Annotated in this window: 16 protein-coding genes and 1 tRNA gene; 11 read left to right on the plus strand and 6 right to left on the minus strand. The window is 66.3% G+C overall.

What is annotated here, in order from left to right:
• The first annotated feature begins 15 nt into the window (after positions 1 to 15).
• From AC1DKN_RS02890 to AC1DKN_RS02900, 3 genes are all read left to right on the plus strand, one after another.
• Complete coding sequence (locus tag AC1DKN_RS02890) at positions 16 to 426, plus strand: DUF779 domain-containing protein (RefSeq protein ID WP_223913736.1); 411 nt, start codon at positions 16 to 18, stop codon at positions 424 to 426.
• 174 nt (positions 427 to 600) lie between these two features.
• Entirely contained in the window at positions 601 to 2,157 is a 1,557-nt protein-coding gene (locus AC1DKN_RS02895) for an amino acid permease (RefSeq protein ID WP_459385461.1), read from the plus strand.
• Positions 2,158 to 2,297: 140 nt separating this feature from the next.
• Complete coding sequence (locus tag AC1DKN_RS02900) at positions 2,298 to 2,903, plus strand: TetR/AcrR family transcriptional regulator (RefSeq protein ID WP_476870419.1); 606 nt, start codon at positions 2,298 to 2,300, stop codon at positions 2,901 to 2,903.
• A gap of 8 nt (positions 2,904 to 2,911) precedes the next feature.
• Here AC1DKN_RS02900 and AC1DKN_RS02905 read toward each other — a convergent pair whose 3' ends face one another.
• The 3 genes from AC1DKN_RS02905 to AC1DKN_RS02915 all read right to left on the minus strand — a co-directional run bounded on the left by AC1DKN_RS02905 (position 2,912) and on the right by AC1DKN_RS02915 (position 5,741).
• The gene (locus tag AC1DKN_RS02905; RefSeq protein WP_476870420.1) at positions 2,912 to 3,562 is read right to left on the minus strand and encodes a DUF2461 domain-containing protein; all 651 of its coding nucleotides are present in this window, start codon (positions 3,560 to 3,562) and stop codon (positions 2,912 to 2,914) included.
• Between the two features lie 189 nt (positions 3,563 to 3,751).
• Positions 3,752 to 5,251, minus strand: coding sequence for a catalase (locus AC1DKN_RS02910; protein WP_223913739.1), 1,500 nt, complete (start codon positions 5,249 to 5,251; stop codon positions 3,752 to 3,754).
• 22 nt (positions 5,252 to 5,273) lie between these two features.
• A complete protein-coding gene (locus AC1DKN_RS02915) occupies positions 5,274 to 5,741 on the minus strand; it encodes a Fur family transcriptional regulator (protein ID WP_026537503.1) in 468 nt (155 codons plus the stop codon).
• A gap of 102 nt (positions 5,742 to 5,843) precedes the next feature.
• Between AC1DKN_RS02915 and AC1DKN_RS02920 the strand changes: the two genes are divergently transcribed.
• A complete protein-coding gene (locus AC1DKN_RS02920; protein ID WP_476870421.1) occupies positions 5,844 to 7,115 on the plus strand; it encodes an MFS transporter in 1,272 nt (423 codons plus the stop codon).
• 70 nt (positions 7,116 to 7,185) lie between these two features.
• Positions 7,186 to 8,052: a zinc metalloprotease HtpX gene (htpX, locus tag AC1DKN_RS02925; protein WP_476870422.1), complete on the plus strand. Its 867-nt coding sequence runs from the start codon at positions 7,186 to 7,188 to the stop codon at positions 8,050 to 8,052.
• A 112-nt stretch (positions 8,053 to 8,164) separates the two neighbouring features.
• Here the strand turns inward: htpX and AC1DKN_RS02930 are convergent, their stop codons facing one another.
• A complete protein-coding gene (locus AC1DKN_RS02930) occupies positions 8,165 to 8,656 on the minus strand; it encodes a YajQ family cyclic di-GMP-binding protein (RefSeq protein ID WP_018773569.1) in 492 nt (163 codons plus the stop codon).
• Positions 8,657 to 8,852: 196 nt separating this feature from the next.
• Here AC1DKN_RS02930 and AC1DKN_RS02935 point away from each other — a divergent pair, with 196 nt between their 5' ends.
• Both AC1DKN_RS02935 and AC1DKN_RS02940 read left to right on the plus strand, forming a co-directional pair.
• Positions 8,853 to 9,107, plus strand: a complete 255-nt coding sequence (locus AC1DKN_RS02935; protein WP_028276970.1) for a hypothetical protein — start codon at positions 8,853 to 8,855, stop codon at positions 9,105 to 9,107.
• Between the two features lie 172 nt (positions 9,108 to 9,279).
• Positions 9,280 to 9,361 (plus strand) — tRNA-Tyr (locus AC1DKN_RS02940).
• Positions 9,362 to 9,478: 117 nt separating this feature from the next.
• Here AC1DKN_RS02940 and AC1DKN_RS02945 read toward each other — a convergent pair.
• Complete coding sequence (locus AC1DKN_RS02945) at positions 9,479 to 10,057, minus strand: LysM peptidoglycan-binding domain-containing protein (RefSeq protein ID WP_476870423.1); 579 nt, start codon at positions 10,055 to 10,057, stop codon at positions 9,479 to 9,481.
• A 120-nt stretch (positions 10,058 to 10,177) separates the two neighbouring features.
• Between AC1DKN_RS02945 and AC1DKN_RS02950 the strand changes: the two genes are divergently transcribed.
• The 4 genes from AC1DKN_RS02950 (at position 10,178) to AC1DKN_RS02965 (ending at position 12,674) form a co-directional block, all read left to right on the plus strand.
• Positions 10,178 to 10,771: a DinB family protein gene (locus AC1DKN_RS02950; protein WP_476870424.1), complete on the plus strand. Its 594-nt coding sequence runs from the start codon at positions 10,178 to 10,180 to the stop codon at positions 10,769 to 10,771.
• Positions 10,772 to 10,841: 70 nt separating this feature from the next.
• Positions 10,842 to 11,219: an META domain-containing protein gene (locus tag AC1DKN_RS02955; RefSeq protein ID WP_476870425.1), complete on the plus strand. Its 378-nt coding sequence runs from the start codon at positions 10,842 to 10,844 to the stop codon at positions 11,217 to 11,219.
• Positions 11,220 to 11,352: 133 nt separating this feature from the next.
• Complete coding sequence (locus tag AC1DKN_RS02960) at positions 11,353 to 11,529, plus strand: DUF1059 domain-containing protein (RefSeq protein ID WP_162159079.1); 177 nt, start codon at positions 11,353 to 11,355, stop codon at positions 11,527 to 11,529.
• Complete coding sequence (locus tag AC1DKN_RS02965; RefSeq protein WP_476855638.1) at positions 11,526 to 12,674, plus strand: EAL domain-containing protein; 1,149 nt, start codon at positions 11,526 to 11,528, stop codon at positions 12,672 to 12,674. Before AC1DKN_RS02960 ends, AC1DKN_RS02965 begins: the two co-directional genes overlap by 4 nt.
• Here AC1DKN_RS02965 and AC1DKN_RS02970 read toward each other — a convergent pair.
• Positions 12,671 to 13,147 carry a DUF1810 domain-containing protein gene (locus tag AC1DKN_RS02970; protein ID WP_476870426.1) on the minus strand — a complete coding sequence of 159 codons (477 nt, stop codon included), beginning with the start codon at positions 13,145 to 13,147 and terminating at the stop codon, positions 12,671 to 12,673. The genes AC1DKN_RS02965 and AC1DKN_RS02970 overlap by 4 nt on opposite strands.
• Between the last annotated feature and the right edge of the window lie 76 nt (positions 13,148 to 13,223).

Here is a 13,223-nt window from a genome sequence, read left to right on the forward strand (position 1 = left end):
GAAGGACGGACTCTGATGCCAGCGACAAAGCTCGACGCCGCCGTGACCCTCCCCGGGGAGGACTTCTCCCGGGTGGCTCTCACCCCGGAGGCGGTGGAACTGCTGCTCAAAATGTGGGTGCAGCACGGACCGCTGATGTTCCATCAGTCCGGCGGCTGCTGCGACGGTTCCTCGCCAATGTGCTATCCCGCCGGGGAGTTCATCACGGGGGACTCGGACGTATTGCTCGGCCTGTTCGACATTTCCGACGGGCTGCGGCCCCAGCCGCTGGAATTCTGGATGTCGCGGGAGCAGTTCAACTACTGGAGCCACACGCACCTGACTGTCGACGTCGTTCCTGGCCGGGGGAGTGGTTTCTCGGTAGAAGCGCCGGAAGGCAAGCGGTTCCTGATCCGCTCGACGCTGATGGAAAACTGGCCGGTCTAGGCGGCCTGGGTGGTCTGAAACGGAGCAGCTGCGCGCAAGCGGGCCGTGCAGGATAAACCTGCACGGCCCGCTTTTGCGTCTCACTATGTGGGATAAAAATGGCCGTCCAGTGGATGGACTCTAAGATGGATAGGTCTGTTTCCACCCCAGTTATCGAGATTGCGGACTTTCCTAATGAACCTTTTCCGGACCAAATCCATCGAGCAGTCCATGTCCGACGCCGATGAACCCGGACGCAAGCTGAAGCGCACGCTAAGCACGTGGGACCTCATGATCATGGGGGTCGCGGTTGCCGTGGGCGCCGGGATCTTCTCGGTCGGCGCCAAGGCCGCCGCGAACTTTGCCGGCCCCGCCGTCACCATCTCCTTCGCGATCGCCGCCGTCACCTGCGCGCTCGCCATCATGTGCTACGCCGAGTTCGCCACGGCCATTCCGGTGGCAGGCTCCGCCTACGTCTTCACCTACGCGACCATGGGTGAGATCCTGGCGTGGATCATCGGCTGGAACCTGATCCTCGAACTCTTCACTGCCGGCGCCGTGATTGCGAAGTACTGGGGCATCTACCTCAGCAAAGTCTTTGCGCTCATGGGCGTGGACATTCCGCCGTCGATCTCCCTGGGCGGCGTCGACCTCTACTGGGGCGCCTTCCTGATCGTTGCCATCTTCACCGTGCTGCTGGTCCTCGGGACCAAGCTCTCCGCCCGCGTCGGCAACATCTTCACGCTCATCAAGATCGCGGTGGTCCTCTTCGTGATCGTCGTCGGCTTCACGTACGTGAAGTTCGAGAACTACGCCCCGTTCGTCCCGGCCTCCGAGCCGACCGGAGGCACCGGAACCGCGGATGTCCTCAAGCAGTCGTTCTTCGGCTTCCTGACCGGCGCCGCCCCGGCCCAGTACGGAACCCTCGGTATCTTCGCCGGCGCCGCCCTGGTCTTCTTCGCCTTCATCGGCTTCGACGTCGTCGCCACCTCGGCCGAAGAGGTCAAGAACCCGCAGAAGACGCTGCCCCGCGGCATCTTCGGCGGCCTGGCAATCGTTACCGTGCTGTACATCCTGGTGTCGCTGGCGTTGACCGGCATGGTCTCCTACACCCAGCTGGCTGAGGCCAAGAACCCGACGCTCACCACCGCCTTCGAGGCGGTCGGCAACACCGACGCCGCCAAGGTCATTGCCTTTGGCTCCCTCGTGGGCCTGACCACCGTGATCATGGTGCTGCTCATGGGCCTCTCGCGCGTGGTGCTCGCGATGAGCCGCGACGGCCTGCTTCCGCGCTCCCTGTCCAAGACCAGCTCGGTGCGGGGGACGCCGGCCCGCCTGCAGATCATCTGCGGCGCCGGAGTGGCGCTCGTCGCCGGCCTGACCAACGTGGACCTGCTCGAGGAAATGATCAACATCGGGACCCTGTCCGCCTTCGTGATGGTGAGCCTTGGCATACTGGTGCTGCGCAAGAAGCGCCCGGACCTGAAGCCGGCCTTCCGTGTCCCGTTTGGCAAGGTGCTCCCTGTCGTCTCTGCGGTCCTGTGCCTGTATCTCATGACGAACCTGGCCGTGGAAACCTGGATCTTCTTCGCCATCTGGCTCGTGATCGGTATTGCGATCTACTTCGCCTACGGCCAGCGCCACTCCCGGCTGAATGAAAAGTTCGCGGAGGCCCGCGCCTCGGTGAACGGCACGGCCAGCGTGGCGGGAGCGCCCGCGGAGGACAACGAGGACGCGCTCACCCGCTCCTGAGAAGGGAGCGGTCGGGCCCCCGCATCGAAGTCGCCGGAGCCGTGCGAATACGCTGGAAATTTCCGGCGTATCCGCACGGCTCCGGCGACTTCGGCGTTCGGGCGCCGCTCCGTCAGGGCGGCGCTCCCTAAGATGGACACATGGCCCGCCCAGCAAGACCGGAACGCAAATCAGAGTTGCTGTCGGCAATTCTCGACTACCTCATGGACAAGACCCTGGCGGAGCTGACGTTTCGCGGCCTGGCCGACGGGCTGGGTGTCAGCAGCTACGTCCTGGTCTACCACTTCGGGCACCGCGAACAGCTGATCAACGAGATCATCCGCGGCATCGAATCCCGGCTGGACAGCATCCGCGCCACCGACGTCAGGGACATCGACCGGGACGCGTGGCGGGCCTTTCTGCTTGAGTCCTGGCAGTGGACCATGGCGCAGCGCAACCGGCACCTGGCCCGGCTTGAATTTGAGGCCACGGCGCAGGACATTGTGGCGGCGGTGCCGCGCGGCACAGCGCAGGAGCACTTCCGGATGTTGCACGAGAAGGCCCGGGACTGGCTGGTCATCCAGGGCATCCAGCCGGAATTCGCCGACACCGACGCCCGCCTGTTCACGGCCGCGTTCTACGGGCTGCAGTTCGATTTCGTCGTCAACAACCAGCCAGAGGAAGCCACCAAGGCCTTTGAGCTGATGATGCTGGTCTTCTTCAACAACCTCGACAGGCGCCTCGCCACCGACGGCCAGCTCATCTGAGCAGAACCTCAGGGAGCAGCGTAGCGGCCCTCCCACTCCACGAGGGGGCGCAGTTGCTCCCAGCGCTGTGCCACTTCCTCCACCGCCCCGGGACCGGCAAGCCAGCCGGGCTGGCCCACGTTGACGCCGGCCGTGAGGGATTTGTGCTTGAGCAGCTCCGCCCGGGGATGGTCCTTGTCGAAGCCCCGCGGCACCGTCTTTAGCCGTTCGCCCTCCACCGCGAACCCTGCCGTCTCGACCTTCCGCACGATTGCCTGCAGGGCATCGCCGCTGGCGGGATCGTCCACGGCACCGCGAAAGCGTGCCAGCTGGGCCGGAGTGTGGGTGTGGCAGCCGCCGCCGATCAGCAGGCCGTCGGCGCTGAGCTGGATATAGAAGCCCACGCCTTCGTCCACCGCCGCGAAGGCCCCCTGCGCGGTCTTATAGGGTGATTTGTCCGGCGAGAACCGCACATCCCGGTTGGGGCGAAAGAACTTGGCCGGTCCGAAGCGTGGCTCCAGCTCGGCCAGCAGCTGGGTCAGCGGCCCCTTCACCGCGGCCTCGTAGACCGGCTTGTGCTCGAGCCACCAGTCCCGGTTGTTGTTCTGTTCAAGATCGGCATAGAACCGGAAGGCGTCACTTGGAATGCCTGCGAATGGAGTGCCAGCGAATGCGGTCATGCCCAAATCCTACGGAGCCGCGGCACACGGTGGCGAGGGGCACGCGCACCCATGTGGATAACCGCAAAACGCCCCGCCACGGGAGTCCGTGGCGGGGCGCTTTGTTGGCTCCAGCGGTCACCGAATGCCGGTCACCGGCCGCCCAGGCGGCCGTCAAGGCCGGCCGTCAGGCAACGTTCGATGCAACCATCAGACCTTGTTGGCGGCCTCGGCGTCGGACTCAACCTGGCCGGCACCGAGGTTGGCGCGCAGCTTGGCGCCGAATTCGGCGTCGACGTTGGTCCAGTACGCGATGGCGCGTTCCTTGATGCTGGCGTTCTTGACGCCGCTGACGGCGCCGGTGACGGTCTCCAGCAGGCGGGCCTTCTCGCCGTCGTTGTACACCTCGCGGTACAGCGTGCCGGCCTGGCCGAAGTCGCCGTCCTCGGCGTGCAGGGAGTGCGCGGAGAGCGTGAGCTCGCCGTCGTTCTCCCAGCCGCCGCCCGCAACGCCGGGCTCAACGGCAGCCGGGCCGCCCACGGAGTTCGGTGCGTACACCGGAACGGACGGGGCGTTGAAGTGGTAACGCCCGGCGCCGTCCTGGCTGTAGTTGTTGACCTGGCTCTTGGGCAGGTTCACCGGGAGCTGGGCGTGGTTGGTGCCGACGCGGTAGCGGTGCGCGTCCGCGTAGGAGAAGATGCGGGCCTGCAGCATCTTGTCCGGGGAGGCGGCGATGCCCGGCACGAAGTTCGACGGCGCGAAGGTGGCCTGCTCGATCTGCGCGAAGTAGTTCTCCGGGTTCTTGTTCAGCTCCATGGTGCCGACCTTGACCAGCGGGTAGTCCGCGTGCGGCCACACCTTGGTGAGGTCGAAGGGGTTGAAGCGGTACGTCTTGGCGTCCTCGTACGGCATGACCTGGACGTGGAGGTCCCAGGAGGGGAAGTTGCCGGCGGCAATGTTTTCCTGGAGGTCGCGGATGTAGAAGTCGCCGTCGGCGCCGGCAAGGGCCTCGGCCTCGTCGCCGGTCATGGACTTGACGCCCTGGTTGGACTTGAAGTGGTACTTGACCCAGAACCGCTCGCCCTCGGCGTTGATCCACTGGTAGGTGTGCGAGCCGTAGCCCTGCATTTCACGCCAGGAGGCCGGCAGCCCGCGGTCACCCATGAGCCAGGTGACCTGGTGGGCGGACTCGGGGGAGAGGGTCCAGAAGTCCCACTGCATGTCGGCGTCGCGCAGGTGGGTGCCGGGGAGGCGCTTCTGGGAGTGGATGAAGTCCGGGAACTTGATCCCGTCGCGGATGAAGAACACCGGAGTGTTGTTGCCGACGAGGTCGTAGTTGCCCTCGGTGGTGTAGAACTTCACGGCGAAACCGCGGGGGTCGCGCCAGGTGTCGGGGGAGCCTGCCTCGCCGGCAACGGAGGAGAAACGGATGAGCATGTCCGTCTCAACGCCGGGCTGGAACAGTGCGGCCTTGGTGAACTTCGAGACGTCCTCGGTGGTCTTGAAGGTACCGAAGGCGCCGCCGCCCTTGGCGTGCACGACGCGCTCCGGGACGCGCTCGCGGTTGAACTGCGCGAGCTTCTCGATCAGGTAGTGATCGGTCAGGATGATCGCGCCGTCGGCGCCGACGGACTTGGAGTGGGCGTCGGAAGTGACGGGAGCCCCGGACTGTGTCGTGGACACGGCGGGCGCAGAGATGATCTCAGTCATAGTTCTCCTTGGGTTGGGTTTCTTAGTTTCGTTCGGAGGGAAGCTGTTGGGTGCGCTGGCAGTCCTGGCAGATGCCCTGGTACAGCACGTCCGCGATCTGGATGGTCATCGGCTTGGCGTCCGCGTTCCAGTGCGGGGTCAGGCAGGGCGCGTGGCCCACGGCGCATTCGACGTCCTCCACCCGGCCGCAGCTGATGCACACGGCATGGTGGTGGTTGTCCCCGACCCGCGTCTCGTACAGCGCGGGGGAGTGCGGGGGCTCAAAACGGCGCAGCATGTGCAGATCCGTGAGGTCCCCGAGGACCACGTAGACGGACTGGGCGGTCAGGTCCGGCAATTCCTGCCGGGCGGCGGCAAGGATTGCCTCTGCCGGCGAATGCGGGTGATGTTCGACGGCGGCCAGCACGGCCAGGCGCTGTTTGGTCACCCGGCGGCCGTGGGCACGCAGGGCGGCTGCCCATGCGTCGTGGGTGCCCGAGGAATCCGTCATACCCTCATTCAAGCACTTATTATGACTGCCTCACAATAAGGCGTGGCTAATATTGTCCGGCCGTGTCACAGGGCACTCCCGGTTCGCCACTAGAGTTGCCCGGTGGAGAAATTGTTGGCGGACATCACGCCGTTGCGTGAAAGTCCCGCCTTCCGCCGTCTGTGGCTTGGGTCCGCCGTCTCCGCCCTGGGCAGCCAACTGACCTTGGTGGCGGTCAGCCTGGAGGTCTACCGGCTGACCCAGGACAGCCTCTACGTGGGCCTGCTGAGTCTCTTCGCCCTCGTGCCGCTGGTCTTTGGCGGCCTCCTGGGCGGCTCGATCGCCGACGCCCATGACCGCCGCACCGTGGCCCTCCTGGCCTCGTCCGTCCTCTGGCTGACCACCGCCGCGCTGGCCCTCCAGGCGTGGCTGGAAGTGGGCAACGTGTGGCTGCTCTATGCGCTCGTGGCGGTGCAGAGCGGCGCCCAGGCCATCAACCAGCCGGCACGCAGCGCCATCATCCCGGTGCTGGTGCGCAAGGAGTTGCTGCCGGCCGCAAATGCCCTGAGCATGATGATTTTCGGGCTGACCATGACAGCCGGCCCGCTGCTGGCCGGCGTGCTCGTGGCGTGGGCCGGGTTCGGCTGGACGTACACGATCGACGTCCTCAGCTTTGCGTTTGCGTTCTGGGCCCTCCTGAAACTGCCTTCCATGCCGCCGGGCGAGCACGCCAGGCCGGCCGGGCTGCGTTCCGTGGTGGAGGGGTTCCGTTTCCTTGGCACCCGGCCCAACCTCCGCATGACGTTCGTGATCGATCTCGTGGCCATGATCTTTGCCCAGCCCCGGGCGCTCCTGCCGGCCATCGGCGCGCTGATGATCGGCGGCGGTGAGGCCACAGTGGGGATCCTGTTGGCCTCGATGGCCGTGGGGGCGTTCCTGGCCGGCCTGTTCTCGGGGCCGCTGGGCGGCGTCCGCCGGCAGGGGGCCGCGGTGGTGTGGTCCGTGATGGGCTGGGGCGGCTCGGTGGCGGCCTTCGGCCTGGTGGTGGTCCTGGCCGGTCATTCCGGCGACGACGGCGTGGGCATGTGGCTGCTGCCCGCCGCCCTGTGCTGCGCGCTGGCCGGCATCGCGGATTCCGTGAGCGCAGTCTTCCGGACCACCATCCTGCAGGCCTCCACCCCCGACCATCTGCGCGGGCGTCTGCAGGGCGTCTTTGTGGTGGTGGTCGCCGGCGGACCCCGGATCGGGGACATGCTGGCCGGCGGCGCGACTAAACTTTTGAACGAGGGGTGGGTCCTGCTGCTCGGCGGCGTGCTGTGCATTGCTGTGGCCTGGATATTGGCCCGCCAGCAGGTCGGATTCCTGCGGTACGACGCGCGGAACCCGGTGCCGTAGCGGTTCGTTTTCCTTGGTAGGTCAGTGAATTACAGGGCATCAGCTTGCAGTACACGTATCAGGAGGACCAGTGCACAAGCATCACAACGGACTGAAGACCGCGGCGCTGTTCGGAGTGCTGTGGGCGGTCCTGCTGGGCCTGGGGGCGTTCATCGCCGCGGGGACCCGCAGTGCGGCGCCGATCTGGATCATGGCCCTGATCGGGGTCGCCACCACGGCCTATGGGTACTGGAACAGCGACAAGCTCGCCATCCGTGCCATGCAGGCCTATCCCGTCACGGAGGCCGAGGCGCCCCAGCTGTACCAGATCGTCCGGGAGCTGTCCGGCCGGGCCAACCAGCCGATGCCGCGCATCTACGTCTCGCCCACCATGGCGCCAAATGCCTTCGCCACCGGCCGGAACCCGCAGAACGCGGCAGTGTGCTGCACCGAGGGCATCATGCGGATGCTGGACGCCCGCGAACTGCGCGGCGTCCTGGGGCATGAACTGATGCACGTCTACAACCGGGACATCCTGACGGCGTCGGTGGCGGCCGCCGTCGCCGGCGTCATCACTTCGGTGGCGCAGATGATGTTGCTGTTCGGCGGCGGGGACCGCCGCAATGCGAACCCGTTCGCCGCGATCGCCATGGCCCTGCTGGCCCCGTTCGCCGCATCCCTGATCCAGATGGCCATCTCCCGTACACGGGAGTACGACGCCGACGAGGACGGCTCGTCGCTGACCGGAGATCCGCTGGCGCTCGCCTCCGCCCTGCGCAAGATCGAGCAGGGCGTGCAGCTGGCGCCGTTGCCGCAGGACCAGCGGCTGGTCAACGCCTCGCACATGATGATCGCCAACCCGTTCAAAGGCGGAGGCGTGGCCAAGATGTTCTCCACCCACCCGCCGATGGCCGAGCGGATCGGCCGGCTGGAGCGGATGGCCGGGCGGCTTAACTGAAGCAGGCTGCGGGTCTGGCGACGCGCGAGTAGTTCCGCGACACGCAAAAGGGCTGGCGACACCGTCGCCAGCCCTTTTGCGTGTCGCGCAAATTTGCGCCGCGGGCGGGCCGCTAGCTGCGGAAGTTAACGAACTGCAGGTCGGCCTCGTCGAAGCCCTTCAGCAGGTTCATGGTCTCCTGGAGGTCATCGCGGGACTTCGAGGTCACCCGGAGCTCGTCGCCCTGGATCTGTGACTTGACGGACTTGGGGGCCTCGTCCCGGATCAACTTGTTGATCTTCTTGGCGAGGTCCTGGGCGATGCCCTCCTTGATGGAGGCCTCGAGCCGGAATTCCTTGCCGGAGGCGTAGGGCTCGCCTGTGTCGAGGGACTTCAGCGAAATGCCGCGGCGGATGAGCTTGGACTGCAGCACATCGAGCACCGCGAGCACCCGCTCCTCGGAGTTGGCCTTCATTAGGATCTTCTCGCCGCTGAAATCGACCTCGGCGCCGACGCCCTTGAAGTCGTAGCGCTGGGCAATTTCCTTCTGCGCCTGGTTCAGCGCGTTGGCGACTTCCTGCTTGTCTACCTTGCTGACGACGTCGAACGTGGATTCGCCTGCCATGACTTTCCTCCTGATGTTTGCCGGGTGCCTGCGTGAGGCCGGGATGTCTGCATTCCAGACTAGTACGGATGCCCCCGATGTGGCGGCCGGCCTTGCGGCCCGGGTTTCACAGTCCGCTCATAGCTCAATCACGGCGGGAACGAAGCCGGGCTGGCCAGAGTTGCAAGAGTTGGAACCGCTGCTGAAAGGCAAGAACATGCACCAAAAGGCCGTCCGCTACGTCAACCGCACTACCGCCGCCGCTGCCAGCACCCTGGCCGCGACGGCGAGCTCCGTTGCCGCCGCCGCGCTGGCGGCGTCCATCATCCTGAGCCCGGCCGCTGACGCATCAGTCCGCATGGACGGGGTCCACACGGACCTGGCCCGTGCCGTCGAGCTGAACCAGGTCACCGCCGAGCAGGCGGCACGATTCGAGGCAAGACTGGCGGGGCGGATTCTCGGCGAGGCCTGAAATTCCGCGGATTTTGGCCCTTTTTCGGCCCTTTTATGATCTGCTGAGGCGCCGATTCGATTCTTCGGCGGAAGTTCTGTAAAGTTGTCTTGCCCGCGGGTGCTGGAAGCGGAACGGACTGGAAACAGACGTTCCGGGACTGGAAACCGCGAGTGATCTTCTTTTGAAGTTCGGCAGATTACCCGAGCGGCCAAAGGGGGCTGACTGTAAATCAGCTGGCAACGCCTACGGGGGTTCGAATCCCTCATCTGCCACCCTTGGAGAAGCCTCCGGAACCATTAGGTTCCGGAGGCTTTTTCTTTGTCCGCGGCCCAACGGCCCGTCTCCACAGTGCAAAGGCCTGCCTCAAAGGCCCGCCTCAAAGGCCCGGCTCAGTCGGCCGGGGGATTCGGAATGGTTACCGTGGTGCCGGCGGGCGGAATCCATTCGCCTCCGGTCAAGAGGCTCAGGTTGGCTATCCGCAAGGCATAGAGCGGGACGCCGTAGCGGCTCGCGATGCCCGAGGGAGTGTCTCCGGCGCCCACCCTGTACAGGAGCCGTCCCTGCCCGTCCTGCCCGGTCACGCTGCCGCCGGCCCCTAGCTGGGGCACGTCCACGCCCCTGAGGTCGATAATCTCTCCTGCGGCAACGGACACCGCTTCGTTGAAGCTCCTGAGGATCTCCGGAGTCATCCGGAAGTGGGCGGCGATGCCCTCCCAGGTGTCGCCGTCGACGGCCGCGTAGCGCATTGGCAGGAGGAACCCGTTCACTTCGGTCGTCCCCCGCAGGCCTCCGGACGCCGGGGACGTTGCGGGGGCGGACGCCGCCGGCCGGCCCGCCGGAACTCCGTCCGGGGCCTCTGCGCCGGAAGAACAGGCTGCCAAAAGAATGGCGAGAGCCGCGGCGAGAACCGCGGCCAGGAGAACTGCGGCGGCGGGCCGGACCCGCTGCGCACCGGAATCGAGATTCACCCTGGGTGTCCTGTCGATCGGGGCCTCCCCCCGAGGCTCGCTGACGCCAATTATTCCATACGTTTTATGAAACCCGCTGTTCCGCCAGGCAGCGCCCCCGCATTCGGTATAGTGCCGGTCATGGACGACAAAGCAATCTTGCACACTTACCTGCGCACGCGGCGACAAGACCTCCTAGGGAAGCTCGAAGGCCTCGGCGAGTACGATGTGCGCCGGCCCCTCACGCCCACGGGAACCAGCCTGCTGGGACTGGTCAAGCACGTGGCCAGCGTCGAACTCGGCTACTTTGGCGAGGTCTTCGGCCGTCCCAGCGAGCTGAAGCTGGCGTGGTTTGCCGACGACGCGGAGCCGGATGCGGACATGTGGGCAGCCCCCGGTGAGACGCGCGAGCAGATCACTGAGCTGCACCGGCTCTCGGCGGCCCACAGCGACGCCACCATCGATGAACTGCCGCTCGACGCGCCGGGTGTGGTGCCCTGGTGGCCGGACGAGCGCAAGCACGTGACCCTGCAGCAGATCCTCGTGCACATGTGCGTGGAGACCGCCCACCACCTCGGACACGCCGACATCCTGCGCGAACTCATCGACGGCAGCGCGGGCCAGCGTCCCGGGGATCCGAACCTTTCGCCGCGCACCGCCGAGGAATGGGCCGTGCACCGGGCCCGCATCGAGGCTGCCGCCGTCGCTGCCGAAGCAGCGGGGGCAGGCCGGTAGGAGCCCGAAGGCGACCCGGAGAGGCGGAATGATCCTTCCGTGCGGGAAATAGCTCAACTAGCATGGCGGCATGAGTCGGTTGCGTCGAAGCGGTCTGCTGGTTGTTGCCATGCTGGTTGCCGGCATGGCGCTAGCGGCAATCACGGGGTGCTCCGGCCCGGCACTGAAGTCGTTCGCCGGAAGTTGGGGACAGACCGTCAAAGATCAGCCCAACCTGACGATCACCGACGACGGCTCCTTCCAAGGAACGGACGGCTGCAATCGTTTGACGGGCAAAGGATCGATTTCGGGCGATTCCTTCGACTTCGGCCCGATCGCATCCACCATGATGGCCTGCAACGACGTCGACACGTGGCTATCGCAGGCGCACGCCGCCAAAGTGGATGGGACTGTGCTTGTCGTATACGACAACAGCGGTAACAAGATCGGAACCCTGGCCAAGCAGTGACATTGCCGTCTTCGCACTCTGTGGGCGTTCGTGTTCCGGCAAACACCCCGCTTTTCTGCAAGCTAAATCTCAGTTTTCGGTGCGGAGCCAACGTAGGGTGGTCCGGTCCGCTGTTGAAGAAGAAGGAGCATTCGTGAAGTCGTTTGCCTGTGGTGATGTGGTTCCCGGTTGTGACGCCCGCTGGGTGTGCAGTACCGACGATGAAATTCTGGTCAATGTGGCCGCCCACGCGGCGTCCGCACATGGGCTGGAGGAGCTGCCGGCCGACGTCGTGCAGTCGGTCCACAGAGCCATCGTTCCCGTTAGTTGATTCACGAGGCAGGCGGCCTCCCGCCCGACGCCGGGGCCGCGCCGGGCCCGGATTGGGAGAAGCAACTGGCGGCCGCCTGCCGGGGTGTTGGCCTTTCCGCGGCCTACCAGCCCATTGTTGATACCGCGCGCGGCACGGTGGTGGGCTATGAGGCCCTGGCCCGGTTTCCGGGTTTCGCCGAAAAGAATCCCGAGGTGTGGTTTGCCGCCGCGCGCACGCACGGCCTGGCAGCCGAGCTCGAGGCCGCAGCCTTGCGGGCGGCGCTCGCGGCGCGTCCCACTTTGCCGCCGAACTGCTTCCTGACCCTCAACGTCTCACCGGAGCTGCTGTTGACGGAGGAGATCCGTGGCATCTGGCGCGGCCAGGGAAACCTCGCCGGACTGGTGGTCGAGCTGACAGAGCAGACCCCGATCGACTCCTATCTGGAGCTTGAGCCCGACCTCAACCAGCTGCGCGCTGCCGGCGCGCTGATCGCCGTCGACGACGCCGGTGCCGGCTATGCCGGGCTCCGGCACCTGCTGGCCCTGCGGCCCTCGCTGATCAAGCTGGATCGTGAACTGATCCAGGATGTTGACCGTGACGAAGCCAAGCGTGCCCTGATCTCCATGCTCGGAACCTTTGCCAGCCGCGTCGATGCCTGGATCCTGGCCGAGGGAGTGGAGCGCGTGGAGGAACTGGACGCCCTCGTCGCCCTCGGCGTACCCCTGGTGCAGGGGTATTGCCTGGCCCGGCCCGGGCCGGCGTGGGAAAAAATCGATCTCGACGTTGCCCACCGTCTGGCGTCCAACCCCCCGGCGACGCACCAGAGCATCATCCGGGACATCGTGGAACCCGCGACGACGGCCGCCACCACTGCGACGGCGGCGGCCGCGTTTGATGACAACCCGGCCCTGCAGTCGGTGGTGCTGATGGGCGATCATCTGCGGCCCGTTGCGGTGCTCGACCCCTCCGCGGCGGCCCTCGGCATCGTGAGCCCGGGAATGCGGGTCAACCTGGACACGCCGCTCAGCGAGGCCCTGGCCCGTTCCATGACGCGGACCCAGGCCAACCGGTTTGACCCCCTGCTGGTGACGGACAACGCCGGCCGCTTTGCCGGCGTCGCCCGCATGGAGCGGATGATCACGGCGCTGGCCGCGGACAGCTAACCGTCCGCCGGGTCCGGGCCGCCGGGTTGTCCGTCCCGCAACTGGCCTTCCAGCAGCCGGTCCGTGGCGGGATCGGACAGGCCATCGAAATAGCGGTCCAGGACGACGCGGAACACGGTTTCGCCGGGCTCGGCCCGCTGGAACAGCGTCATGGATGAGTGCAGCTTCCGGGTGTCGATGCCGCCGAAAATTTGCACCGCGGACCGCCCCTGAAGTTCGGCCACTGCGGCGGCAGCCTCCCGCAGCCGCGGGCCAAGGACGCCGTGCCGGCAGTAAGCGCGGGCCTCGGCCAGGGAGGAGATGGCGTACTTCCGGGCGGTTTCGCTGCGGCCCAGGCCCGCGAGCTGGGGGAAAACGAACCACATCCAGTGACTCCTCTTCATGCCTGACCGCAACTCCGCCAGGGCGTGCCCGTAGGTTCCGCCGGCGTCCTGGGCCGCCACGAACCGTTCAAGATCGTAAGGGTGTTCCATGCCCGCTAGGCTACGTCCCCCGGTGCCGGAGTGACAGCACGGCGACAGGCCGCCCGCGGGCGAAGGGGTCATTCGG

The organism is Arthrobacter sp. 01N444, from assembly GCF_056399305.1.